We start from the raw sequence: 26,794 nt of genomic DNA, 5'->3' as shown, positions 1-26,794 counted from the left end.
GGTCAGCGGACCGGCCGGACCACCGGGCGCAGCCTGGACCCCGCCGCCGTCAGCAGCCGCTCGGCGGGCGGGACGATCCACGGGCCCAGCGCCGCCAGGCCGACGGCCGCCGCCACGCCGGTCCAGGCCACCGGACCCAGGGGGGTACAGCCGAAGAAGTGGCTGACCCCCGGGGTCTGCACCAGGGCCGTCAGGAACGCCGCCGAGCCGAACACCGTGGCCAGCACCAGCGGGCTGCGGCCCCGGCCGAGCAGGGTCTGGGTGAGCTGCGCGCCGACCACCCCGCACAGCGCCATGGTGCTGGTACGCCGCCTGGTCCCGGGGGTGAGCGTGCCGATCAGCCAGGCCGTGCCCGCGCCCAGCCCGGTGACCACCCCGCGCTGCCGGATCTGGCCGGTCAGCGGCCCGCCCAGGGCCTCGGTGTCCACCGGCGCCGAGCCCAGCGGCTCGCCGTCGCCGGTCCCGGACGCCGCCGGCTCGCCGCCGCGCGGGGTGACCGCCACCGCCATCGCCGGGAACATGTCGGTCAGCAGGTTCACCAGCAGCAGCTGCCGGGTGGACAGCGGCGAGGAACCCGACAGCAGCGTGCCGAGCACACAGAAGCCGATCTCCCCGGCGTTGCCGCCGATCAGGATGCTGACCGCGTCCGCCACGCTGCGCCACAGCGCCCGGCCCTCGGCGACGGCGTCGAGCAGCACGGTCAGCTCACCGGTGGTGATCACCAGGTCGGCCGCGTTGCGAGCCGCCGCCGAGCCGCGCGCGGCGACGCCGACGCCGATGTCGGCGGCCCGGATGGCGGCGGCGTCGTTCGAGCCGTCCCCGACCATGGCCACCACCTGCCCACCGGCCCGGAGCGACTCGACGACCTGGAGCTTCTGCTCCGGCGCGACCCGGGCCACCACCCCGCAGCCCTGGAGCAGCCGGGCGCGCCCGGCCCGGTCCTCGGCGGCCAGCTGGTCGCCGGTCACCACGGTCACGTCCGCGGGCCAGCCCAGCGCCGTCGCCACCGCCCGGGCGGTCTGCGGGTGGTCACCGGTCAGCATCACCGGCCGCACCCCGGCCCGCCGCAGCGCCGCCACCAGCGGCGCGGAGCTGGGACGCGGGGTGTCGGCCAGCGCCACGAACCCGGCGAGCTCCAGCGACTCCAGCGGCTTGCGCAGGGCCTCGGCCGCGTGCTCCGGCGGCAGCCGGCGCACCGCCACGGCCAGCACCCGCAGCCCCTGCCCGGCGAGTTCGTGCGCCATCGCGGCGGCCTCGGACCCGGCGTCCGGGCAGTTGGGCAGGAGCACCTCCGGCGCGCCCTTGACCACCAGCAGGTGCACGCCGTCGGCGTCGGTCCCGGTGGCGGAGGCGTAGCCGCGGCTGGCGGCGAACGGCAGCGTGTCGGCCGGGATCCACCCCGGCTCGGGCTCGGCCGCGTCCAGCACCGCCTCGTCGGTGGCGTGCGCGTGGATCCCGGTCTCGTCCGCGACCGGCGGGCAGGCCCGGGCGGCGGTACGCAGCACGGCCGCCGCCTCGGGCGCGCCGACCGCGCGGACGTCGCCCCGCGGGGTGACCACCGTGACCACCCGCAGGTGGTTCTCGGTCAGGGTGCCGGTCTTGTCGAAGCAGACGGTGTTCATCCGGCCCAGGGCCTCCAGCGTGCGCGGCGTGCGCACCAGGATGCCCCGGCGGCCGAGCCGCCGGGCCGCCGCCAGCTGCGCCACCGTGGCCACCAGCGGCAGCCCCTCGGGCACCGCCGCCACCGCGACCGCGAGCCCGCCGCGGACGGCGTCGCGCACCGGTCGGCCGCGCAGCAGCGACAGGCCGGTGACGGTGGCGCCGCCCGCCAGGGTCAGCGGCAGCACCCGGTTCGTCAGCTCCCGCAGCCGCGCCTGGACGCCCCCGGCGGTCCCCGCGCGGGAGGCCAGCTGGGCCGCCCGGCCCGCCTCGGTCTCGTCCCCGGTGCCGACGACCACGGCCCTGGCCTGACCGGCGACCACGGTGGTGCCCTCGAACACCATGCACAGGCGGTCGGCCACCGCCGCCCGCGGTGTCGCTTCCAGCTGCTTGGCGCTGGGCAGCGACTCACCGGTGAGCGAGGACTCGTCCACCTCCAGGCCGTCCACCTTCAGCAGCCGGGCGTCGGCCGGGACCACGTCCCCGGTGCGCAGCTCGATCACCTCCCCCGGTTCGAGCCGCCGCGCCTCGACCGTGTCGGTCGGCCCGGCCCCGGCCCCGGCGACCCGGCGGGCGGTCTGCCGCTGACTCACCACCAGCGCGGACAGCGCCCGTTCGGCGCGCAGCCGCTGCACGCCGCCGACCGTCGCGTTCACCCCGAGCGCGCCGGTGACCAGCAGCGCGTCCACGGTGGACCCGAGCAGCGCGGAGGCCACCGCGCCGACCACCAGCACCGGCGTCAGCGGATCGTCCAGCTCGGCGCGCACCGCGCCGAGCAGCCGCAGCGACAGCCGGGCCGGGACGAAGACCGGCAGCCCCGCCGCGCGGCCCGCGGTCCGGGCGGCGGCCCGGCGGACCGTCGTGGTCACCGCGGGCGCGGCGCGGCGGCCCGCCCGCAGCCGGGACAGCGCCTCGCGCGGCTGTAGCGCGTGCCAGGGCACCCGCGGCCTCGGCCGGGGCGCCCCCTGAGCGCCCACCCGGGCGGCCGCGTACCAGCCGAGGAGCAGGGTGGCGGCCGCGGCGGCGTTGACCGGGCCGAGCCGCATGCCCGCCGGGAAGGGGAGGTGGTCGGGCCGGGCACCCCGGGTCACCACCAGCAGCCCGGACAGCGCCGCGCCCGCCTCGGCCAGGGTACGCGAGCGACGGCCGACCGCGCGCGCGGCGGGCACCGCGGTCAGCAGCCGCCACACGCCCGCGAGGCCGCCCAGCGGCAGTACGTCCGCACCCCACACCACGGCGCTGCGCTCGTCGGTGAGCGACACCGCGACGTCGCCGCACAGCAGCCCGGCGAGCAGGTCCGCGGACTCCGGCGGCAGCCGCCTGCCCCGGGCCGCGGCAACGGTGCCGCTGTCGCCCGGGACGTGCGCCACGGTGAGCACCACCCGCCCGGCGCGCCGTAGCCCGCGCACCACCTCGGCCAGCGGCCGGTCGGCGGGCACCCGCTCGTCGGCCAGCGCGGCGAAGTCGCCGAGCGCGCCGTCGTCCAGCACCACCACGTACAGACCGGCGCGGCGGGCGGCGTCCAGGACCGACTCGGCCAGCGGATCCACCTCCCAGCCGACCAGCGCGGTGCCGATCTCCGGCCCGTCATCGCCGGTGTCGCCGTCGCCGTCGCCGTCGCCGCCGTCGCCGCCGCCGCCACCGCTGCCTGGCCGTCGTAGCGAGACGATCATCAGACCGGTCTCGGAGACCCCTTCGTCCGGCACCGGGCGCAGCGACACCACCGGCTCGTCCGGCTCCGCGGCGCCCGGTCGCGACGGACCCAGCGCGGCGGCCACGGCCTGCCACAGCCGGTCGTGCTCCCACTCCTCGGTGCTGGTGTTCACCGCGAGCACGGTCCGCCGGGTACTCCGCAGCGCCCCCGGGTGCAGCACCACCGTGTCGACCACCTCCAACTGCCGCAGCCGCTCGGTGTCGCGGACCAGCACGCCGTCCCGCGCCAGCGCGGTGCCCAGCACCGACGCGAACGCGGCCGGGCCGTACCGGGCGGCTTTGGGACTGCCCGCCAGCACCGCCTCCGCGGCCTCCCGGACGTCCCGGGTGAACAGCAGCGTCGCCGCCGCGCCGACCAGGCTGGTGGTGACCGCCTGGTCCGCGTACGCCTGCCCCGGGCGCGAGCGCGGCGCGGGCCGGGCCGCCCGGCTCCCGGCCAGGCTCAGCCGCCCAGGCGCGCAGACGGCGTCGTGCGCGGTGTCGAACGCCGCCGCCCGGGCGAAGGACTCGGTCAGCTGGCCGACCCGCAGCGCCGCGTCCAGCACCAGCGCGGTGGGGGACTGGCCGATGCCGTGCGCGACCGCGTTGGCCGCGGCCAGCAGCAGGTCCGCGCCCGCCTCGCCGAGCCGGGTCCGCAGCGCGGCCCGCACCCGGGAGTCCTCGCGCACCAGCGTCACCACGGCGGTGACCAGGCGCGGCGAGCGCTTCACCCGCAGCGAGCGCGCGGTCACCGCCGCCGCGATCCCCGCGCTGTCACAGGCCAGCGCGATCGCTCCGGCGCGCACGCCCCCGGGGTGCCCCGGGTGCACCCGCTCCAGTACCTGCTCGTCCGGGCGGGTGAGCCCGCGTCCGGTGGCCAGCTCGGTCGCCCGGTCCACCACCTCGTCGCTCAGCGCGCCCTCGGCCAGTCGCACCACCAGCCGCGCCAGGCCGCCGTCCCAGTAGGCGGCCACCACGTCCGGGTGCCGTGCCAGATCGACCGCCACCCGCTTCGCGGCGGCCTCCACCCGGCGCGGATCGAGCCGCGCGGTGTCCGGACCCGGCCGCAGCGGCAGGTGCAGCCGGGAACCGGCGCGCCAGTAGCCCAGGCCGGGGGTGACCGCGTTCCGGGCGACGGTGCCCACCCGCACCGCCGACGCCGACAGCGCCGAGGCGCCCTGCGCGGTGGAGCGGGCGCCCGCACCGGCCAGCTCGGCCGCCAGCCGGACGGTCGCCCCCGCCTGCGGGACGATCCGGCCGCCGACCACGGCGGGCGCCGCCAGGGCCAGACCGAGCGCGGTCGCGGGCAGGCGCGTCAGCAGGCGCAGAACCATGGGCCACCTTCGTGTGCGTCCGGGGTCGGGCCCCGGACTCCGGACGGGACTGCGAACGGGTGTGACGTCACCTCAGGCGGACTGCCCGGAGGCGGCCGATCCGGTGCGGCGCGGGCGGGCCGTCGCCTTGGCGGTGCTCCGCGGGGTCCTGGCCACGGCCTGCTTCGCGGCCTTCTTGGCCGTCGGCTTCGCGGCCGGTTCGGCGGCGCGCTCGGCCGCGGGCCGTTGGCCGGGCTCGGCCTGGCCCGCCGCGGACGTCCGGGCCGCCGGGCGGGCCGGGGCACCGTCGGTGTTCCGGCGGCGGGCCTGCGTCAGCCACTCCACCGCCGCGCCCACCGCCGCCACCGGCCACTCGACCACCCCCAGCAGGCCCGAGCCCGCGTAGGCGGCGACCCGGCGGGCCTGCGGCGACACTGCTCCAACGGTGTCCAGCACGCCCTCGACGACCCCCTTGACGGCGGTGGCACCCGGAGCGTGGCGCACTGCCGACGTCACCGTGTTCAGCGGGTGCTGCACCATCGACAGGCTCGACGGGGCCGAGGGGGCGGACGACGTACCGGCGCTGCCGCTCATGACTTCTCCGATCACCACTCCGGGGAAAGCTGCTGTTGCCCAGATCTCATGGACAATCCGGGTCAATCACCACAACTCTTGACATATAACAACACCAGATCGGGTGATCCGCCCGCTCTGGTGCGCTACGCGTGTCCTGGGCCCGCGTCCTGGCCGCAAGGAGGTGGGGGCAGTGAGTCCGCGCCCACTGACCACCCCGCGCGGTGCCGGGCGGGGCACGCGATCGGCCCGACCGGAAGCGAGCTCCGGCCGCGCACCTCGAACTCCGCTGGCCGCGCCCCGACGCCGCCCACCGCACCCTCGCCGTCCCGGTACCCGCGGTCCCCGCGGCCGAGCTGCCGCGGCAGGCCCTCGCCTACGCCGCCCGGCTGGTCCGCCAGGCCCCGGCCCGGCCACTGACCCGATCGACCGCTCCGCTCAGCGGGCGGCGGCCGAGGCCGGATGGCGCTGTCGGCGCTCGGCGCCGACCAGGCAGCCGTACCGCTGGCCGCCGTCGGCCACCAGCGTCGCCCGCAGGCCGTGGTCCCGGGCCAGGGCGGCGGGCAGGGTGACCGGATTGACCCCCTCCGGCTCGGGCAGGGTCAGCCCGGGGGCGCCCCCGGTGGATCCGGGCCCGACCGTCAACTGACCGGCCAGGGTGGTCAGCGCCGTCCAGGCGGTGCCGCCGCCCGGCTCGGCCCGGTAGACCAGGACGCACACCGGCGGTTGCGGCGCACCGGCCGGTGGCGGCCACGGGGCTCCGGCGGGCGGCATCGGCGGGATCCGCGTGCCGGGGGCGGCCGTGCTCAGGGCCAGGGCCGGGGACGAGGACGGCGACGGGGCGGACGGGGATCCGCGCTCGGCGGTGACCACCAGCAGCGGCACGAAGAACACCAACAGCACGGCGACGCCGATCAGCAGAGGCCCTCGCGGCTGACGCTGCGGTGGTTCCTGCACGGGCCCCGGGCCCCGGACGAACGCCATCAGAACTCCCGTGCCGTGTGCGGTTCCGACAGCCTGGCAGGCCGGAAGGCTCGGCTCGCCCGACGTTGCCGGACCGTGACCGCCGAGCCGCCCGACCGCCGCCCGGCCGGTTCGGTTCCGGGCGGCCGCCCCGGCATGCGGGCGCCGAGTCGTGGGCAGGAGCTCCGCATGATGGTCACTGCGGCGTTCTGGATCGTCCTCGCGGTCTGCTACGGGGCACTGGTGGTGTTCGCGCCGCGCTGGTTCCGCAAGTGACCAGGTGGCGGCCGACCGCTTTTCGGTGATGGTTCGTCAGCGAAGGCAGATATGCGGAACCGGGTGCCGCACATACCGGGGTCAGGATGGGCCCCGCCTTTATGCGTTTCTGGAAAAGTCCGTCTATTGAGCACACCCGGGCCACCGGGCGGTGAATGATGACATCGACGTAACCGCCCCTTTTGGGCTGCGCGGAAATCCCTGTCTTCGCGGGAATCGCCCGGGCCGTTCATCTTTCCGTCGCCGGGTGCACACCCGCGCGCGGGACGGTCTTTCTCACCTTGTAGAGCTGGGTTCCCTGGCTTCCGTAAGCGGTTCTGATACGTGAGCGAAGAGTGGACACGGTTCGGCCGGGCGCTGGGGAAACGCATCACTCTGCCTTGGGGAGGGGCCGATGAGGCGCCGACGTTTCGATGTCGTGCTCTTAGCCGTGCTTTCGCTGCTGGCCGCACTGATTCCCGCGTGGGCCGCGCCCGCGTCCGCGCACGCCGCTGCGCCGAGGACTGTGGTCTCGGCGCCGCTGCCCGCAGGGCAGGTGACCGCGAAACCCGGCAAGGCGGCGGTGGCCGCTCCTGCCCGCCCGGCCGGGGCGGGAGCCCAGAGCGCGGTGAGCAAGGCGGTCATGGCGAACATCGCCGCGCGGTCGAAGCCACCGGTCCGTGCGGCCGGGCCGGCCGCGACCGGCGTGCTGGCCAAGAACCAGGCCGCGCTGGCCGCCGCGCGGGCGGCCGGACTGATCAAGCCGGTGGGCAGACCCGAGCACCCGCTCAAGACGGCGCCCGTGCCGTTGGACCGGCTGCCGCAGGAGACCTCCGGCGACCCCGCTCCGAGCCCGTTGGCGCACGAGCGCTACCGCTCGCTCGCGGTCACCCCCGACACGAAGACCTACGGCGCGACGTACGCCCCGGCGTCGAGCTTCGCCGTCGCCCCGACGTACGACTCTCCCGGCTACATGCACGTCGAGGTGACCAATACCGGCAACTTCACCTGGGCCGCGAACACGATCCAGATGGGCTACCACCTCTACTACTCGAACGGCAGCGTCGACAGCTACGTCGGGCTCAGCACCCTGATCAACGTGGCCGTGCCGGCTGGTTACAAGGTCGATGTCTACTCCTCCCTGCAGGAGCTCACCACCGGTTCCTACAAGCTCGTCTGGGACCTGATCGACGACACCGACCTCAGTGGCACGGGCTGGTTCACCTCGTTCGGCGTGCCCGCCTCCCAGGCGGTGGCGTTCACCGTGCCGCACTACCCGCCCTCCGGCGAGTTCTTCGCGCCCGCGGACGGCGCCACCGTCGGGTCCACCGATCCGGAGCTGGAGATCGAGGTCCTGGCCGACGGCAGCGAGATCAACACCGCCGAGTACCAGGTCTGCACCGACTATCCGAACGACGGGACCTGCTGGAACTCCGGCTGGCAGGCGGTGCCCTGGACCCAGGGCAGCTTCGCGGCGAGCGCGGACTGGTGGCCGCCGGAGGACGTGCTGTCCTGGAACACGACGTACTACTGGGAGTTCAGAGTCCAGGACGCCAGCGCCACCACGCCCTGGTCCTCGCCCAGTTCGTTCATACCGGCGCCGACCCCGCCCGCCTTCTCCCAGCTCGGCCAGGGCGGCCAGACCGACCCCGCGGGCGTGGGCATGTTCCTGGGCAACTACACGGCCTCCGCCACCGACCTCACCTTCGCGGTGCCGGGCTTCTCGCTCCCGATCACGCGCTACTACAACAGCCTCAACACCGCGGACGGGGTGTTCGGCCCCGGATGGTCCTCGGTCCTGGACATGTCGCGGTCCATCGACGTGAGCACGGACACGGTGACGGTCACCTTCCCGGACGGCCGCGAGGTGACCTACGGGGAGAACCCGAACGGAACGTTCGTCGCCGGAGCGGGGGAGACCAGCGAGGGCCGCATGGTCGACCTGAACACCCTGATCATGTCCGGTGCGACCTACGGCTTCTCCAGCAAGGACGGGAAGCTCTCGACGATCACGCCGATCGCGACGCCCGGCTCGCAGATCACGGTCGCGCGCGACTCGTCCGACAACGCGGTCGCCCTCGATGCCCAGGCCGGTCCGGAGCAGCGCGAGCTCACGATCACCTATTCGCCGGGCGACCCGTACGTCAACGCGATGCAGACGACGGGGATGAGCGCGCCGTGGATGTACGGCTTCGAGGGCGGGAACCTGGCCACGGTGTGCGACCCGCGTACCGACCTGAGCGCGTGCACCCAGTACACGTACAACGCCTCGAATCTGCTGGCGACCATCGAGCGGCCCAACGGTACGACCGAGACCACGCGGATCGCCTACACCTCGGGCGGCACGGTGGCCAGCGTCGAGCAGGCGGTCCCCGGGCAGAACACGTGGACCTACGCGCGGATCGCGCCCTACGACCAGAACGCGGCCCTCACGGTGCACGTCACCGACCCGCGCGGAACGAACGTGTACTACGAGTTCGACGCGGCGGGCCGACTGTGGTCGCGCTGGCTGACGAACCCCACGCCGACCGCCGGGCTGACCAGCGAGTGGGCGTACGACCCGTACGGCGACGTGTCCGGAACGTCCGACGAGGACGCCAACGGGGCCGAGTACCTCTGGGACCCGGACGGCTGGCTCGACACCTACGACGTGCCGCGCGACGCGAAGACCACCGTCTACACCAACTGGCAGCACCAGACCTTCGCCGGCAGCACGCCGCTGGCGGCCACCGATCCGCGCTTCGGCCTCGTCACCGCGATCATCGACGGCAACGACCACACGAGCACGATGACGTACACGCCGTCCGGAGAGCTGGCCACCTCGACCAGCGCGCCGACCAAGGCGAGCCCGAACGGCGCGACCACCAGCTACAGGTACACCTGCGACGGCGGTGCCGCGGCCCCGCCGGTGGTCAACGACCCGGACATGCCCGCGGGCACCCCGCAGGCCTGCGGACTGCTGGAGAGCGTCACCGACCCCGACGGCCACGTCACCAGCTACGGCTACGACCATCTCGGCGACCAGGCGCAGATCGTCACGCCGACCGGTGAGACCACGAACATCCTCCACGACGACCTCGGCGAGATCACCTCGCGGACCGTGATCGACTCGACCAACCCGACCGGCGCCACCACGACGTACACCTACGACCCCGACGGCCGGGTCAAGACCGAGACCGACCCCGCCGCCCTGAACCCGGTCACCGGCGTCACGCACCAGCTCGTGACCACCAACACCTACGACGCCGACGGGAACCTGGTCCAGACCGTGGCCGCGGACGCCACGGCCGCCGCCGCGGGCGGCGACGCCGCGCGCACCACGACGTACACCTACGACGGACTCGGCGACAAGACCTCGACCGCCGTCAACGGCGCCACCATCTCCTGGGCCAGGTTCAACGCCTTCGGCCAGCAGGTGTGGAGCGGCGACGGCTTCTACACCGGCAACACGCTCAAGTCCCCCTCGTACTCGTACGACTACAACGCCGTGGGGGACCTGACCTCGGTCGTGATGAACGGGTTCGTGGACTACTCGACCTCGCCGCCGACCATGCGCGCCGTGACCCTTGAGAGCTACACCTACGACCCGGCCGGGCTGCTGGAGACGTACACCGACGCCCTGGGGCACACCGTCTCCTACACGTACACGCTGGACAACCTCAAGGCCAGCGAGTCGTACCTGAACTACACCCCGTACCTCAACGGCCCGGTGTCGAGCCAACCGCTGCACCAGTACACCTACGACACCGCCGGGAACCTGATCCAGGACACGGCCGGTACCGGGGCCACCGCCCGCACCACCACGGACTCCTACGACGGCAACAACTCGCTGCTGAGCACCACGTTGGACCCGGGCGGCCTGAACCGCACCACGTCCTACAGCTACGACCCGGACGGGCTGGCCCTCTCCCAGACGCTGAGCAACGGCACGCAGACGCAGACCACGCAGAACGCGTACACCGCCTCCGGCCAGCTGTGGCAGACCGAGCAGCTCAACAACGCGACACCCAACCTGGTCACGACGTACACGCGGGACTCCGCCGGGCTGGTGCTGGGCTCCACCACCCCGCTCGGCTCCAACGCCTTCGGTTCGAGCACCGCACCCGACGCGGCCCGCACGACGACGAACACGTACGACCAGTTGGACCGCCTCTCGACGAGCGCGCTGCCGCAGGTCGCGACGGAGAACGGCTCCGGCGCGGCGGCCATCGCGCAGGACCCGACGGCCACCCGCGGCTACGACACCTTCGGCGACGTCACCGACATCAAGGACGCGGACGGCAACGTCACGCACTACACGTACGACGCGTTCGGGCACTGCGTCGAGATCGACTACCCGTCGACCACCGAACCGAACGGCTCGGTACTCAGCCCGACCGAGAAGTACGCCTACGACAACAACGGCAATGTGCTGAGCTACACGGACAAGCTCGGCCAGACGACGACGTACGCGTACGACACGCGCAACCGGCCCTACCAGATCACCATGCCACCGGCGACGGCCGGCGCGGCCGCCGGTGTCGAGAAGCTGACCTGGGACGACGGCGGCAACCTGCTGTCGGTCGTCGACCCGACCGGTGCGCAGACCCTCTACGTGTACGACTCGAACGAGCGGCTCGCGGAGAAGACCTCCGTGGTGCGCAACGGGACCAGTACGCCGAACCAGTACACGACGACCTACCAGTACGACCAGTTCGGTGATCTGATCAAACAGACCGCGTCGGCGGCGCAGACCAGCGCCACCTACGACAACGCGGGCGAGGTCGCCACCAGCACGCAGTCCGGACGCGGCACGACGAGCTACACCTACGACGTGGCCGGAAACGTCCTGCAGGTCACCGATCCGCTCGGGCGGCGCGTGGTGAACAGCTACGACCAGGCCGGACGGCCCACCGGGAGCACGAGCTACGACCCGTCCGGCAACGTGACCGCGACCAGCTCCGTCACCACCGACCCGGACGGTGACATCACCGCGGTCACCGACCCCGAAGGCAAGACCTGGAGCGCGAGCTACGACGCCGACGACCAGCTGGTCGCCCGCACCGATCCGGCCACACCCTCGGCGCCGAGCGGCGCCCGGACGGGCTTCGGCTACGACGCGGACGGCAACCAGACCCGCACCACCGACGCGAACGGCAACGCCACCCTGCAGACCTACGACGCGCTCGGCGACGTGGTCACCCAGGAACTGCCGGCCACCGCGGCTGCCTCCACGAGCGCGAACCGCACGATCACCACGAGCTACAACACGGCCGGGCAGCCGGTGGCCACCACCCAGCCCGGCGGCGTGACCACCAGCGCGGCCTACGACAACCTCGGCCGCCTGGCAACGATGAGCGGCTCGGGAGCCGAGGCCCCGACGGCCACCAAGCAGTTCGGCTACGACCTCGACGGCAGGCTGACCTCGTTCTCCTCCCCGACGTACGGGACCGAGACGCTGACCTATGACGACCGGGGACTGGTCACCGGCGCGTCCACGCCGGCGGCCGACGGGCTCTCGGCCGCGACGTACCAGGCGAGCTACGACGCGAACGGGCGGCTCAGCAGCCAGACGGACTCGACCGGCACCAGCACCTACACCTACAGCGGCGTGGACGACCTGGCCAGCGAGACCGACACGCTCACCGGCACGACGTACGCGTACTCGTACGACACGGACGGCGAGCTGACCGGCGAGAAGGACACCACGGCCGGGGTGACGGGCCCCAGCTACACCGTCGGCTACGACGGCTCAGGAAACGCGACCACGCTCTCGGCCTTCACCCCGAGCGGTGCGGCCAACGGCACCCTCGCCTACACCTACGACCCGAACCGCAACGTCACCTCGAAGGTCGGCACCGGCGTCTACGGCAGCGAAGGCAGCCAGGCCTACACCTACGATGCCGCCGACCGGCTGACCTCCACCACGACCCCGGCCACCGGCACGGCGACCGACACCCAGACCTACACCTGGGACCCGGTCGGCAACCGCCTGAGCACCACGGACGTGAACTCCTCCGGCACGAGCACCACCGCCACCACCTACGACCAGCGCGACGAACCGCTCACCTCGACCAGCGCCACCTCGACCACCTCCTACGCCTGGTCGCCGCGCGGCACCCTGTCCTCGATCACGAACACGCCGTCCGGCGGCACCGCCACGGCCACCGACGCCCAGTTCGACGCGTTCAACCGGCTGATCACGCTGGGCAGCGCGAACTACAGCTACGACGCGCTCGACCGGCTGGAGCAGACCGGCGGTAGCGGGACGGGCACAGGCAAGCCGGCCCAGTACGCCGCGGGCGCGCTGGCGCCGTCCACGGTGGGCGGTTGGAACCTGGCCCGTGGCCCGGGGGCGGACGGCACCGCGGTCGCCGGCGAACCGACCGCGACCGGCTCAAGCCCGGTCTCCCTGCTGAGCGACCTGCACGGCGACGTGATCGGCGCGCTCAACCCCGCCACCGGCGCGCAGAGCGCGAGCCAGACCTTCGGCCCCTTCGGCCAGCGGACCGGCACGACCGGCGCCGCGGGCGGCCTGCCGCCGACCGGCTTCCAGGGCGACTACACCGACCCCGGCACCGGCATGGTCTACGCCCAGTCGCGCTGGTACGACCCGACCCTCGGCGACTTCATCTCGGCGGACACCGATCCGCCCGCGACCGCCGACGCGCTGGACACGAACCTCTACGCGTACGCCGACGACAACCCGGTCAGCATGTCCGACCCGAGCGGCCACAGCGCGGTGGGCGCCCTGCTCGGCGATGTGGACAGCGCCTTCGAGGGCATCGTCTCCGGCCTGCAGGACATCGAGGGCGCGGGAGCCGGCGCCTTCGCCAGCGTGGAGGGCTTCACCGGCGCGACGGCCGACGCCGCCATCGACGGGCTCGCGGCAGGCGGTCTGGCGGTCGCCGAGGGCACCGCGGGCACCATCGCCTGCATCGTCGGCTGCGCCGAACTCGTCGCGGGCGCGATCATGGTGGTCGCCATCGGCGGCATCGCCTACGAGTTGACCGTCAACGCCGACGGCACCAGCACCTACGACGGCGTATACAACCCGCCCGGCACCAACACGCCGTCCAGCACCCCCGGCTCCCCGGCGACGGGCACGACCACGCCGGGCTCGCAGATCGCACCCCCGCCACCGCCACCGGTCACGGTCATCGGAACCTCACTGACCTCGACCAGCCGCAGTTGGACCACGGTCAGCAAGTGGTACGACTCGACCTACCTGTACACCCGTACGGACACGTACACGCAGACCACCGACATCCTCACCACCTACTTCTCCGACGGCTCCTCGAAGTGGATCAGCTGGCTGGAGACCACCGACTCCTGGACCATCGCCGCGCGACTGCTGATCAACCTGTCCAACCCGATCGACACCCGGACCCCCAAACCGGGGAAGCCGCTCAGCCCGGGCGCCAATCCGAACATCGCGGGCGACGGCGGGAGCCAGACCTGCGGCGACGGCGGCAGCATCGAGACGTGCGCGGGAGTCGGGTCGACCCCGCTACCGCCGGGCGCCTCGGGAGACAACGGCCGCGACGTGGACCAGAGCGACACGGTCAGCCCCAGCCGGGCCCGCACCATCCCGCCCGGCTTCTACCTGGACGGCCAGGGCAACTACGTCAGCATCGCCGACGGAACCGTCTACTGCGGCCCCGGCAACGCCGGAAACTGCGTCCCGGCAACGGATCCGACCCACCCGGACTACCAGACCGGAGGCGGTCCGGATGGGCCACCACAGGGACTGACCAGCGATCAATTCGCAGCAGCAGCGGCGTTGGTGCGCGCGGGGGCTGGGCATCTCGGGGACAACATAGTCGTGCAGGGAAGCCGGGCCGCAGGCACTGCGAGGCCTGAATCGGACATCGACTTCGCCATCAGGGTCTCGCCTGAGCGGTTCGATGAGCTGATTCAGGAACGGTTCGGTTCGCCGAACCCGGACAGTGCGAAGGAGCGCACGATGGAGTGGGCGATGAGAACTGGAAAGATCCAAGCCGGTGAGGCCGGAGTCGGCGGGATTCGGAGAGCTTTGGCAGCCCAGCTCGGTATGGATGTAGACCTGTCGGTGGTTCGACAGGGAGGCCCGTTCGACAACCCACCCTTCATCGAGGTTCCCTGATCATGGCTGACGACACGCACCAGTTCTGCAAGATCTTCCTCCGTTCGGTGGAGCAGCCGGACATCATGAGGATGCTGGCTGCGCTTCTTGGAGGAGAGTTCCAGCGTCGGAGTATGCATCTCACCGATTTGACGGTGGACGTGCTGAAGAACCCTGACGCGGAAATGAACGACGACTTCGTCTGCTGGCCGACGTTTGTGGAGCTCGAAGCCGAGGACGGTGCCACCAACGAGCAGATCACCGAGACTGCCGCGAGGATCATCATGGCGATGTGGGATGCGGAGATCCCTGCCGTGGCCGCCTGCTCCTTCGAGGACGAGCTGCCATGGCGCGGCGGGATCGCCCGACTCGGTCCGTGATGGGTTGGCCACAACCGCGAGGCCAGGGCCCCGGTGCTCGCCCTGGTCGAGGTGGTCCGACCCATGGCCGGCCGGGACGACCCCGTAGGCGGCCCGAGTCGCTCCTCGGCGACAGGGGCTACGACGTACGGCGGGAGCTGATCAGAGGCCGAATCCTGCCTGACTGTCATCTCCGGCCGGGGAGAGGCCGAGGTCCGTGGCCTGGGAGAACCCCGCTACGCGGTGGAGCAGACACTCGTCCTGCCTGCTCCACCCCTGCTCCACCAGGATGTGACGAATCCTCAAGAACCTTCAGAAGGCGGCGAGTTGGGAGGCCGCGCCGCCGATCTGGGTCCAGCTCTGACCACTGCCGGTCCACTCGTTGACGGACAGGCCGCTGGCCGAGATGGAGTAGACGTGCCCGTCGTTGTCCTCGACGACCTGCGAGGCGGCGCCGCCGATCTGGGTCCAGCCGCCACTGCTGGTGTACCGAAAGACGTTGTTCGAGCCGGGGGCTATGGAGATCAAACCGGCCGAGCCGGCGACTATGGACGAGGACGCCCCGCCGACCTGAGACCAACCCTCCTCCTGGGTCCACTGGTTGACGGACTGGCCGCTGGCCGAGATGGAGTAGACGTCGCCGGCGTTGTCCTCGATGATCTGCGAGGCGGCGCTGCCGATCTGAGTCCAGCCGGTGCTGCTGGTGTACCGGAAGACATTGCCGGAGCCGGGTGCGATGGAGAACAGGCCTGACGGGCCGTCGGCCAGTTCGGCGGACGCGCCGCCGATCTGTATCCAGTTCTGGGTTGCGCCGGAACCCGTGTACTGGTTGACGGACTGGCCGCTGGCCGAGATGGAGTAGACGCCGCCGTAGGCGTCCTCGACGACCTGCGAAGCCGCGCCGCCGATCTGTGTCCAGCTGTTACCCGTGTACAGGAAGACGTTCTGGGAGGTCGGGGCTATGGAAATCAGCCCTACCGGACCATCGACTATCGAGAGGGACGCGCCTCCGACGCCGGTCCAGCTCTGGTTCCCTTGCCACTGGTTGACGGAGCTTCCGGTCGGTGTGAGCCCGAAGAGCCTGTAGCCCGATGTTGTCTCCGGACTCGCCGTTGCTGGTGCGATCGTCGGCCTGGCTGCCGCCGAGCTCGCTGCGTCCGCCGGAGTAGCCGCCACGGAGCCGATGACCATGAGTGCCGACGTCGTGATGAGGACCCTGTGAAGCTTGCTGCGCAGGTTCATTTCGCCCTTTCGCTTGCCGCCCATACACTTGTTCGGAGCGTAGTCGATCACTGGCCGCTGCGGCAGCCGAACCCGAATTCGGTGCGGCCCTCCTCAACTCCGCTCCATCGTCGCCGAGTCATCCTCGATCAGCTGATCAACAACCGTCATCGGGCCGCGCGGCCGTCGGGCGATGGCGGCGCGGCCCGTGGGGAGCAGGCGGGGGGAGGCTCGGGTCAGGCGTGCACGACCGGGTGGCCGGTCAGGTGGACCCCCGCGTGGCGCATCTCGCTGAGTGCGGTGCGGGTGGTGTCGGGCGCGACGCCCGCGGTGTAGTCGAGCAGGACGCGGACGGTGAAGCCGGCGCGGGCGCCGTCCAGCGCGGTGGCCTTGACGCAGTGGTCGGTGGCGATACCCACGACGTCCACTGCCTCGATCTGTCGGGCGCGCAGCCAGTCGGCGAGCGAGGTGCCGTCCTTGGTCGAGCCCTCGAAGCCGCTCTTCGAGGCCGAGTGGGCGCCTTTGTAGAACACCTCGTCGACGCTGCCGTCGGTGGTGACCGGTACGAAGCCCGGGTGGAAGTCGCCGCCCTCGGTGCCGACCACGCAGTGGACCGGGAACGAGGTCGAGAAGTCCGGCCGGTCGGAGAAGTGGCCACCGGGGTCGATGTGATGGTCCCGGGTGGCGACCACGCCCGCATAGGTGTGGCCCGCCGAGCGGCGCACCAGGTCGGCGATGGCCGAAGCGCGGTCCGCGCCGCCCTTCACCGGAACACTGCCGCCCTCGCAGAAGTCCTTCTGCACATCCACCACGATCAGCGCACGCCGCACGACTCGCCCTTTCTCTCTCGCCCCGCGGCCAGCGGTACCCGCTTCCCGGCACCCAGGCACTGCCCCGGCCCGGGATTCACCCGTCCGACCCGTGCCGCTCCACGGCCGGCGGAACCGATCGGCCTCTGCCCTGAGCGCCGCGATGCCGGGGCGAGCGCTCCAGCCGCTGCGAGACCGGCCTCGACGGTTGGGCGCCGGTCGCGGTCGTACCGGTCGACGTGGGTGGCCCCCTCGACGAGGAACAGCTCGGTGTTGCCGGGGCCGTTGGCCACCGCCTTCTCGGAGAAGCCCCGGGTGACGGCCCGCCGGGGCGCCGGAACAGCAACTCGGGCTGTGGTCCGCCGAACCCGGCACCCCGGACGCCGAACGGCGGATGGTCGAGGGGGGTCAGCTGCCGGTGAGGGCGGTGTCCTCCAGGTCCAGGTCGCGTTGGAGGTTGCGTCGGGTGGTGTCGCTGACCTGGTGTTCGTCGTAGAGGCGGCGCAGTTCGGTGCTCTGCAGGGCGATGACCTCGCGGCGCAGGCCGCGGTAGGCAGCCAGGAGGTCGGCGTTCTCGCGCGACGGGGCGCCGTCCTTGTCCTGGGCGTGGTCCAGTCGGGCGTTCAGGGACCGCCGGGTCTGGTCGATGGCGGCTTCCGGGACGGTCTCCAGGCCGGTGAGCTGGTCGAGGTGGTCCAGCCCGACCCGGGCCAGCCGGTCGCGGGTGCGGGTCTCCTCACGCAGGGTGTGCTCGGGGTGGACGGCCAGGCCGGAGCGTTTGACGACCCCGGCCAGACTCAGGCCCTGGACGATCAGGGTGAACACCACCACCGCCGTGGTCAGCACCAGCACCAGCCCCCGGCCCGGCAGCGGTCGGCCGTCAGCGGCGGCCAAAGGGATCGAGAGGGCCGCGGCCAGCGGCATCACTCCCCGGGTTCCGGCCCAGGTCAGCACACCGGCGACGCGCAGCGACGGGCCCTGTCCCGGCTTGACCGCGGCGGACAGCGGCACCATCCAGGCGCTGCGCAGGACGACCAGCACGGCGGCGATGGCCACCGCCTGCAAGGGCCACAGGCTGCTGGCACCCGGCAGCGCGCGGACCAGGGTGGGCAGTTCCAGGCCGACGATGCTGAAGACCACGCTCTCCAGCCCGAAGACCGCCACCGCGTAGACCGCGCCCAGCTGTAGCCGGATCCGGGCGTCGGTGAGCCGGTGGCCGGAGCGGCCCAGCAGTACCCCGGCGACCACGACCGCGGTGACCCCGGAGGCGTGGGCGGACTCCGCCAGCACGTAGGCGCCGTAGGGGGTGACCAGGGCGATCACGGTCTCCAGGACCGGGTCGGTGGTGCGTCGGCGGATCAGCACCACCACCCCTGCCACGGCGGCGCCGATGGCGCTGCCGCCACCGGCCAGCAGCAGGAACTGGCCGCCCGCGCCCGCCCAGCCGACCGTTCCCGACGCCACCGCGAAGCTCAGCGCGACCTTGAACAGCACCAGCGAGGTCGCGTCGTTGAACAGGCTCTCGGCCTGCACCAGCACCTGTACCCGGCCCGGCAGCGACAGCCTGCGCCCCAGGGCGGTCACCGCGACGGGGTCGGTGCTGGCCAGCACCGCGCCCAGGACGAACGCCATCGAGGCACTGAGCGGGGTCAGCACCTCGGCCAGGGCGGCGACGGCGGCGGCCGAGGCCAGGACCAGGCCGAACGCCAGGACGGCCACCGGCCGCCAGACGGTGCGCAGGTCACGCAGCGACAGTTCCTCCGCCGAGGCGTACAGCAGCGGCGGCAGCACGACCAGGCCGATGGTCTGCGGTGCGATGTGCAGCGCCGGGGTCCCGGGTATCAACGCGACGGCCAGGCCCGCCAGCACCAGCAGGGAGGGGGCGGGAACGCTCCAGCGACGGGCGCCGGTTGCCACGGTGGTCCCGAGGACCACCAGGAAGAGAACAAGGGCTACCGCGTGCATCTGCCGACACCTGTGTCCGTTGTCAGGGGCGCCGCCGCGGACCGCGTCAGGCTGTTCCCCCCGCCGACCAGACTTCCCGGCACACCAGGCCGCCACTTTAGCAAGCCCTTAGCGCCCGCCGCGGTCCCCGTGGGTGTGCTTCTCCATTGTTGCCGCCTCACTGCATCATGGAGACTGTGCCGCAAGGGATTTGCGGTACCGAGGCCCTGCTGGCGGACGAGGGCGTGCCGGCCGGCAGGGACCCCACTCCGCGCTGGCTCCTCGGCCGGCCCGGGACGACCGGTCAGCAGATCCAGCGACTCACCGAGCACCTGCTCCGCTGCTACGAGAATGAGCCGACCAGGACGAACCGGGCCATGGTCAAGACCATGCTGGACGAGGGTCGGCGGACCGCGGCCGTGGATGCCGCGCTCGACCGGCTGGAGCGCGACCTCGTGTCGCCGCAGGCCCCCGCCGTTCTGCGCCTGTTCCATCCAGGCGGCCGTATCACCGCTGCCCAGGCAGCCCGGGCCGCCGCTCGGGTCCAAGCGCCGTCGGCCCTGCCCATCCTGCACCGCTACCTGGGCGTGCCGGACGCCCCGGCTCAGCTCGCGGAGGAGCCGGGGCCGCTGATCGAGGCCGCCGCGGCAATGATCACGGCCAGGTCCGAACGGCCCGCGGCCGGGGTCCTGGACGCGATCGTCCACCACCCGGAGACCACCGACAGCCAGATCCGCCGCCTGACCGAGCACGCGCTTAGCCAGGTCGAAGAGGCCCCCACCAAGAGAAACCAGGCGCACGGGTCTGGCTCGCGACCGCCGCACCCGACCACCCGAACCGGGCGGTGCTCGTCGGCCCCGGCGGGCAGGGAGGGTGAGGCTCCGTCGTTTTCAGCGGCCCGGCAGCGGACTCGCGCGACCGGGGGTCGGCGCAAAATCGGTTGCCTCGGCCCGGTGGCCGCCCGAGAATCCCGGGCATGGATGCGGTGCTCACAGCGGAGCAGGTCGAGCGGTTCGTCGGTGACGGTTTCGTGCACCTGCCGGAGGCGTTCCCCCGGGAGCTGGCGGCCGAGTGCCGGGAGTTCCTGTGGCGCGAGACCGGGGCCGACCCGGACGACCCGGCGACCTGGACCCGGCCGGTGGTCAGGCTCGACGGCTACGGGCACGGGCCGTTCCAGCGGGCCGCCACCACCGACCGGCTGCACGGCGCCTTCGACCAGCTCGTCGGCGTCGGCCGGTGGCTGCCCCGGGAGGGGCTGGGCACCTTTCCGATCCGCTTCCCGCATCCGGACGATCCGGGGGACGCCGGGTGGCACCTGGACGGCAGCTACACCCCCGAGGGCGAGACCGGGTACTGGGTCAACCTGCGCTCCCGGGGCCGGGCGCTGCTGATGCTGTTCCTGTTCTCCGACACCGATGCCGACAACGCGCCGACCCGGATCAGGACCGGCTCGCACCTGGACGTCCCGCGCTTCCTGGAGCCCGCCGGTGAGCGCGGAACCGGGATGTTCGACCTCTGCGTGGCCATGGACGCCGCGGGCAGGCTGGACGCGCCGGAGCGCCCGCTGGCGCTGGCCACCGGGCAGGCGGGCGACGTCTACCTCTGCCACCCGTTCCTGATCCACGCCGCGCAGCCGCACCACGGCACCGTCCCCAGGTTCCTGGCCCAGCCGCCGCTGGTGCCGGTCGGGCCGCTCGACCTCGACCGGGCCGACGGCGGCTACTCCCCGGTCGAGCGCGCGGTCCGGCGCGGCCTCGGCCGGTCCGAGGAGTAGCCGCCCGGCGGTGAACCGCGCGGTCAGGCGCTGATCGGCAGCGGTGGCTGGCCGCTCGGCTCCTGGTCCTGGGCGGACGGAAGGGTCCGGGCCCGCCGCAGCGGCGACAGGAGGACCGGCAGGAAGGCCAGCGAGGCGCCGACCGCGGCGACCAGCAGGGTCGGCCGTACGCCGATCGCGGAGCCGAGCACCCCGCCCAGCAACCCGCCGACCGGCATCGTGCCCCACACCAGGAACCGCATGGTGGCGTTCATCCGGCCCAGCAGTCCCGGCGGGCACAGCCCCTGGCGGAAGCTGACCTGGGTGATGTTGTAGACGACATTGCCCATCGACACCGCGATCTGGGCGGCCGCGAGCAGCGCCAGCGTCCAGTCCCGGTGCACGAACGGGGCGACGAAGCCGAAGGGTCCGACGGCCGCCGCCGCGATCCAGATCGCCGGGCCCTGGCCGACCCTGGCCGCGAGCCGGCCCGCGGCCAGCGCGCCGACCAGGCCGCCGACCGCCGAGGTCGAGCTGAGCAGGCCGATCACCCCGGCGGAGAGGTGCAGGTCGCGGGCCAGCAGCAGGTAGAACACGGCCAGGGTCATCGAGCTGAAGAGGTTGAACGTACCGGTGCACATCGCGATCGCCCGCAGCATCCGGTTGCCCAGCACGAACCGCAGCCCCTCGCCGATCTCCCGGCGCAGGTGCCGGTCGGGGCCCGGTTCGGGCTTGGGCGGCCGGGCGTCGATGGCGGTGACGTACCCGGCGGACCAGAGGAAGCTCAGCGCGTCGACCAGCACCGCGTACGGCGCGGTGATCGCCTGGATCAGCAGGCCGCCGACGCTCGGACCGGCGATCTGGCTGACCGACTCGCTGGCCTGGAGCTTGGCGTTGCCCTCCAGCAGCAGGTCGCGACCGACGAGCTCCGGGAGGTAGGACTGGTAGGCCACGTCGAAGAAGACCGTGCTGACCCCGGTGACCAGCGCGACCGCGTACAGCTGGTCCATGCTCAGCACGCCCAGCAGCTGCGCCAGTGGGATCCAGCCCAGTGCCGCCGCGCGGACCAGGTCGTTGACGATCAGCACCGAGCGGAAGCGCATCCGCTCCACCCACGCCCCGACCGGCAGGCTGAGCACCGCGAAGGCCAGGGTCTCCAACGCGGTCAGCAGGCCGACATCGAAGGCGGAGGCGTGCAGCACCAGTACGGCCACCAGCGGCAGCGCCAACTGGCTCACCATGGTGCCGAACTGACTGACCGTCTCGCCGATCCACAGGCGTCGGAAGCCGGTGTGGTGCCACAGTCCGGCACGCGGCCGAGGCGTCGCCGGGGGTTCGGTCTCGGCGGCTGGATCTGCTTCCGGGGTGCTCATGGGCACTACCGTGGAGAAGCCATTGGGATTTGTCAATCACTTATGGGTGGCAGCCGGCTTATAAGGTGACGGTCATGAACGAACGCCGGGCGGCGACCGACGAGGAGGCGAGGGCGCTCGCCTCCTCGCTGCGGATGCGGATCCTGCGCATCTGCCTCGGCGAGGGGCGGACCAACAAGGAGGTCGCGGCGATCCTGGGCCGCGATCCGGCGAGCGTGCTGCACCACATCAGGACGCTGGTGCGGACCGGGTTCCTGGTGGCCGAGGAGGCGCGGCGCGGCGCGCGCGGGGCCCGGGAGATCCCCTACCGGGCGACCGGGAAGTCCTGGCGGCTCGACCTCCCGCCCGGGGGCCGGACCCTGACCGAGGCGTTCGCCGAGGAGGTGGGGCTGGTCCCGGCGGCGGAGGTGCGGGCCACCCGCCTGGGCCTGCGGCTGTCGCCCGCCGAGACCGAGGAGTTCCGCAGTCGGCTGTCCGCGCTGCTGGAGGAGTTCGCCAACCGCCCGGAGGACCCGGCCGGGGCCGCCTGGTCGGTCTTCGTCGCCCTCCACCCCGACCCCAACCGCCCCAGCCGACAAGCAGATTGACGGTTAGTCAGGATCAGTGCCGGACAGTACGTCGCGGATCCGGCAGGCCACGTGCAGATTGAGCCGGGTCTCCACGTCGCCGAGGTCGTGGCCGGTGAGCTCGCGGATGCGTTGCAGCCGGTACCGCACCGTGCTCCGGTGGATGCGCAGGTTCTCCGAGGTGGCGTCGTAGCTGCCGCCGGTCCCCAGGTAGCGGGAGAGGGTGCTGACCAGGTCGGTGCGGTGGCGGGCGTCGTAGTCCAGCAGCGCGCCCAGCCACTCCCGGACGAAGCGGTCGGCCTCCCGCTCGCCGTCGCCGGTGCCCATCATCCGGTAGAGGCCGAGTTCGTCGAAGCCGGTGCTGCCGTGCGGCTGCCGCGACCGGCGCCGCACGGTGAGGGCGCGCACGGCCTCGTCGTAGGAGTGCGGCAGCTCGGCGAAGACCTCGCAGCGTCCGCCGATGCCGACCGCCCCGTCGGCGCTGCCGAGCTCGGCGGCGACCGCCCGGTACAGCGCGTCCGGAGGCTCGCGGCCCGCAAGCAGCGCGACGGCGGCCGGGCCGCGGGCGCCCACCAGCGCGTCCAGCCGCAGCCGCCGGGCGGCGCGGCCGACCGCCGCGCCGAGGGCGGTCCGGTCGACCGGCGCGGACCACTGGAGGACCGCGACCCAGTGCGGTCGGCGCAGGTCGTGGCCCAGCCCGGAGGCCTGCAGCAGGACGGCGTCGGTGGCCTCGCCGGAGACCAGCCGCTCCACCAGGTCGTGCCGCAGCTGCGGCTCCAGCTCCGCGATCCGGCGCTCGTGGGCCAGGCCGGGGGCCAGTACCAGTGCGGTCTGCTCCAGGGCGGCCAGCTCCGGCTCCGCCGCCCGCCGCTCCGGGTCGACCAGCGCCACCAGGCCGAGCGGGTCGCCCGCCATCTCGACCGGCATCAGCAGCAGCTCCCGCTCCCGGACCGGGCCGCCACCCGGCGGCGGCGCGTGCCCCCGGCCGGGGGCGCGCGGCTCGGGCGGGCGCCGGTCGTCCGGACCGGCCCAGGACCGTAGGTTGCCGAAACGGTCCTGGGTGAGCGTGGGCAGCCCGGTGTACTGGTGCAGTGTCCGCAGGATCCCCTGCTCGCCCCGGCCGGAGACGGCGGCCCGGGTCAGCGCGTCGTGGAAGGCCTGCCGTGCGGCCAGGGCGGTGACGGCGGCGCGCAGCCCGGCATCCGCCGCGTCCGGTCCGTGCGCCCCCGGGTTCGGCCGCCGGTCCGGACGCCGGGCCTCGCCGAGGCTTGCCAGCGCGGCACCGGTGCCGACGGCGAGCCGATCGGCCTCGGCGGCCTCCTCGGCGGTGAACGGGCCGCCGGCGCTGATCGCGGCCAGGGCCGCCGACAGCACCTCCCGCTCGTCGGCGCCGTCGAGCACGGCGCCGACCAGGCGCAGCAGCGTGTGCCGGGAGGCTACCCGGCGCGGGACCCGCAGCACCCGGGGACCCCGGGCCACGGGCGCGGCGGCGCGGTACCTGAAGGGGACAGCATCCATCGGGGCATCCATTCGACGCTGGTACACAGGCGCTGGTCGGTCCTGGCTGCTCTCCGAGCCCCACGCTACGCCGCGCGCCCGTCCCCGTCCTGGCGGACCGGTTGGCCGTCGCGGATTGGTCCTGGCAGGGCCAGGAACTCCGGGGCGGCCGGGACCACGCTGGGGTCCGGGGTGGTGTGCGTCGCTCCCGACGGCCGCGCCCGCCATCCGGTCCGCGTCGCTACGAGGAGATTCCGAGGAGATTCCCATGGCGAAGGCAGTCGGCATCGACCTAGGCACCACCAACTCGGTCATCGCGGTCTGGGAGGGGGGTGAACCCACGGTGATCCCGAACGCCGAGGGGGCCAGGACCACGCCGTCCGTGGTCGCCTTCCCCGACAGCGGTGAGCGGCTGGTCGGCCAGCTCGCGCGCAGGCAGTCGATCCTCAATCCGAAGGGCACCATCACCTCCGCCAAGCGGTTCATCGGCCGCCGCTACGACGAGGTCTCCGCCGAGGCCAAGGCGGTCTCCTTCGACGTGGTGGAGGGCCCGGGCGGGGTGGCCCGGTTCGAGGTGGGCGGCAAGCAGTACGCGCCGGAGGAGATCAGCGCGCTGGTGCTGCGCAAACTGGCCGAGGACGCCGGGAAGTCGCTCGGCGAACGGGTGACCCAGGCGGTGATCACCGTCCCCGCGTACTTCAACGACGCCCAGCGCCAGGCGACCAAGGACGCCGGGAAGATCGCCGGTCTGGAAGTGCTGCGGATCATCAACGAGCCGACCGCGGCGGCGCTGGCCTACGGCCTGGAGAAGAAGGGCCACGAGACGGTCCTGGTGTTCGACCTCGGCGGCGGCACCTTCGACGTGAGCATCCTGGACGTCGGCGACGGGGTGGTGGAGGTGCGCTCCACGGCGGGCGACTCGCACCTGGGCGGCGACGACTTCGACCGCCGACTGGTGGACCACCTCGCGGACGACTTCCAGAAGACCGAGGGGATCGACCTGCGCAAGGACCCGCAGGCGCTACAGCGGCTGTTCGAGGCGGCCGAGAAGGCGAAGACCGAGCTGAGCTCGGTCACCCAGACCCAGGTCAGCCTGCCGTTCGTGACCGCCGACGCGTCCGGGCCGAAGCACCTGACCGAGACCGTCCGCCGGGCCACCTTCGACGAGATCACCGCCGACCTGGTGGAGCGCTGCCTGGGCCCGGTCAAGCAGGCGATGAGCGACGCGAAGATCACCGACAAGGACATCGACGAGGTCATCCTGGTCGGCGGCTCGACCCGGATCCCGGCCGTGCAGGCGCTGGTCCGGCGACTGACCGGCGGCAAGGACCCCAACATGAGCGTCAACCCGGACGAGGTGGTGGCGCTCGGCGCCGCCGTCCAGGCCGGGGTGCTCACCGGCGAGGTCAAGGACGTGCTGCTGCTGGACGTCACCCCGCTGTCGCTGGGCGTGGAGACCGCGGGCGGGGTGATGACCAGGATCATCGAACGCAACACCACCATCCCGGCCCGCCGCTCCGAGACCTTCTCCACGGCCGAGGACAACCAGCCCGCGGTGGACGTGGTGGTGCTCCAGGGCGAACGCGAACTGGCCGCCGACAACCGGGTGCTGGGGCGGTTCCGGTTGGAGGACCTGCGTCCCGCCCGGCGCGGGGAGACCCAGATCGACGTCACCTTCGACATCGACGCCAACGGCATCCTCAAGGTCAGCGCCAAGGACAAGGCCACCGCCGCGGAACAGTCGATCACCATCAGCGAGGGCTCCAACCTCGACCCGGGCGAGGTCGAGCGGATGATCTCCGAGGCCGAGCACAACCGCGACTACGACCAGGCGCTGCGGGAGACCATCGACGCCCGCAACGAACTCGACGCCGCCGCCTACCAGGTGGAGCGCAAGCTGGGCGAACTCGGCGACGCCGCACCCCAGCACGAACGCGCCCGCGCCGACCTGCTGGTCGAGGAGGCGCGCGGCGCGGTCAAGGAGGAGGCCCCGCTGGAGCGGGCGCGCAGCCTCACCTCCGAACTCCAGCAGATCCTCGCCTCGCTGACGGCCCACGCCGGAGCGGCGCCGCAGCCGTCGGCGGAGCCCCCCGCCGGGAGCGCGCCGGGCTCGGGATCGGGTGACGACGACGTCATCGACGCCGAGTTCGACCGGAACTGAGGCGGCGTCATGTCCGAGCAGCAGCAAGCAGGTCCGGCCGGGGACGGACCCCCGCCGGACGTCGCGGCGGCGCAGTCACCGACCGAACCGCAGTCACCGACCGAACCGCAGTCACCGACCGAACCGCGGAGCCCGGGCCCCGACGCCGAGGAGTTGCACGACCGTTGGCGGCGCGCCCTGGCCGACCTGGACAACCTGCGCAAGCGCCACGCCCGTGACCGGCCGGTGGAACTGGAGGCGGAACGCGCCCGGGTCGCCGCCGCCTGGCTCCCGGTGCTGGACAACCTGGAACTGGCGCTCGCCCACGCCGACGCCGACCCCGGGGCGATCGTCCAGGGCGTACAGGCGGTCCGGGACCAGGCGGTGGAGGTGCTGCGCGGCCTCGGCTACCCGCGCCGCGCCGAGACCGGCGCCGCCTTCGACCCCAAGCAGCACGAGGTGGTCGCCGTGGTCGACGACCCCGACACCGCCCCGAACACGGTCGTCCAGGTGCTGCGCCCCGGCTACGGCGACCCCGGCCACCAGCTGCGACCGGCGGCGGTGGCGGTCAGCCGCAAGCAGGAGTGAGGCCGC

General features: G+C 73.0%; 15 protein-coding genes. 7 read left to right on the top strand and 8 right to left on the bottom strand.

Annotated features, from left to right (window positions below):
• Nucleotides 1-2: 2 nt before the first annotated feature.
• The 3 genes from GXP74_RS23065 to GXP74_RS23055 form a co-directional block, all read right to left on the bottom strand.
• Entirely contained in the window at nt 3-4,685 is a 4,683-nt protein-coding gene (locus tag GXP74_RS23065) for a cation-translocating P-type ATPase (RefSeq protein WP_182453149.1), read from the bottom strand.
• Nucleotides 4,686-4,757: 72 nt separating this feature from the next.
• Nucleotides 4,758-5,258, bottom strand: a complete 501-nt coding sequence (locus GXP74_RS23060; protein WP_182453148.1) for a hypothetical protein — start codon at nt 5,256-5,258, stop codon at nt 4,758-4,760.
• Between the two features lie 417 nt (nt 5,259-5,675).
• Nucleotides 5,676-6,221, bottom strand: coding sequence for a hypothetical protein (locus tag GXP74_RS23055; RefSeq protein ID WP_182453147.1), 546 nt, complete (start codon nt 6,219-6,221; stop codon nt 5,676-5,678).
• A 75-nt stretch (nt 6,222-6,296) separates the two neighbouring features.
• On the opposite strand from GXP74_RS23055, the gene GXP74_RS23050 reads away from it, so the two are divergent.
• From GXP74_RS23050 to GXP74_RS23040, 3 genes are all read left to right on the top strand, one after another.
• Nucleotides 6,297-6,476, top strand: a complete 180-nt coding sequence (locus GXP74_RS23050; protein ID WP_182453146.1) for a hypothetical protein — start codon at nt 6,297-6,299, stop codon at nt 6,474-6,476.
• A 535-nt stretch (nt 6,477-7,011) separates the two neighbouring features.
• Nucleotides 7,012-14,559: an RHS repeat-associated core domain-containing protein gene (locus GXP74_RS23045; protein WP_182453145.1), complete on the top strand. Its 7,548-nt coding sequence runs from the start codon at nt 7,012-7,014 to the stop codon at nt 14,557-14,559.
• Between the two features lie 2 nt (nt 14,560-14,561).
• On the top strand, nt 14,562-14,918 hold the full coding sequence (locus tag GXP74_RS23040) for a hypothetical protein (RefSeq protein WP_182453144.1): 357 nt from the start codon (nt 14,562-14,564) through the stop codon (nt 14,916-14,918).
• Between the two features lie 291 nt (nt 14,919-15,209).
• On the opposite strand, the gene GXP74_RS23035 is transcribed toward GXP74_RS23040, so the two are convergent.
• The 3 genes from GXP74_RS23035 to GXP74_RS23025 form a co-directional block, all read right to left on the bottom strand.
• Nucleotides 15,210-16,088 carry a hypothetical protein gene (locus tag GXP74_RS23035; RefSeq protein ID WP_182453143.1) on the bottom strand — a complete coding sequence of 293 codons (879 nt, stop codon included), beginning with the start codon at nt 16,086-16,088 and terminating at the stop codon, nt 15,210-15,212.
• 266 nt (nt 16,089-16,354) lie between these two features.
• Nucleotides 16,355-16,948, bottom strand: a complete 594-nt coding sequence (locus tag GXP74_RS23030) for an isochorismatase family protein (protein WP_182453142.1) — start codon at nt 16,946-16,948, stop codon at nt 16,355-16,357.
• 387 nt (nt 16,949-17,335) lie between these two features.
• Complete coding sequence (locus tag GXP74_RS23025; protein ID WP_182453141.1) at nt 17,336-18,892, bottom strand: Na+/H+ antiporter; 1,557 nt, start codon at nt 18,890-18,892, stop codon at nt 17,336-17,338.
• Between the two features lie 955 nt (nt 18,893-19,847).
• On the opposite strand from GXP74_RS23025, the gene GXP74_RS23020 reads away from it, so the two are divergent.
• The gene (locus tag GXP74_RS23020) at nt 19,848-20,645 is read left to right on the top strand and encodes a phytanoyl-CoA dioxygenase family protein (protein WP_182453140.1); all 798 of its coding nucleotides are present in this window, start codon (nt 19,848-19,850) and stop codon (nt 20,643-20,645) included.
• A gap of 23 nt (nt 20,646-20,668) precedes the next feature.
• On the opposite strand, the gene GXP74_RS23015 is transcribed toward GXP74_RS23020, so the two are convergent.
• A complete protein-coding gene (locus tag GXP74_RS23015) occupies nt 20,669-21,997 on the bottom strand; it encodes an MFS transporter (protein ID WP_182453139.1) in 1,329 nt (442 codons plus the stop codon).
• 74 nt (nt 21,998-22,071) lie between these two features.
• Here GXP74_RS23015 and GXP74_RS23010 point away from each other — a divergent pair, with 74 nt between their 5' ends.
• On the top strand, nt 22,072-22,584 hold the full coding sequence (locus GXP74_RS23010) for a transcriptional regulator (RefSeq protein ID WP_182453138.1): 513 nt from the start codon (nt 22,072-22,074) through the stop codon (nt 22,582-22,584).
• Between the two features lie 3 nt (nt 22,585-22,587).
• Here the strand turns inward: GXP74_RS23010 and GXP74_RS23005 are convergent, their stop codons facing one another.
• Nucleotides 22,588-24,081 (bottom strand): CdaR family transcriptional regulator, encoded by a 1,494-nt coding sequence (locus GXP74_RS23005; protein WP_182453137.1) that lies wholly within the window; start codon nt 24,079-24,081, stop codon nt 22,588-22,590.
• Nucleotides 24,082-24,328: 247 nt separating this feature from the next.
• Here GXP74_RS23005 and dnaK point away from each other — a divergent pair, with 247 nt between their 5' ends.
• Nucleotides 24,329-26,221, top strand: a complete 1,893-nt coding sequence (gene dnaK / locus GXP74_RS23000) for a molecular chaperone DnaK (protein WP_182453136.1) — start codon at nt 24,329-24,331, stop codon at nt 26,219-26,221.
• A gap of 9 nt (nt 26,222-26,230) precedes the next feature.
• Entirely contained in the window at nt 26,231-26,788 is a 558-nt protein-coding gene (locus tag GXP74_RS22995) for a nucleotide exchange factor GrpE (RefSeq protein WP_182453135.1), read from the top strand.
• Nucleotides 26,789-26,794: the final 6 nt, after the last annotated feature.

Source organism: Streptacidiphilus sp. P02-A3a (assembly GCF_014084105.1).
Taxonomy (GTDB): Bacteria; Actinomycetota; Actinomycetes; order Streptomycetales; family Streptomycetaceae; genus Streptacidiphilus.
The sequence above is the reverse complement of the archived record's forward strand: the minus strand, read 5'-3'. Positions and strand labels throughout refer to the sequence as shown.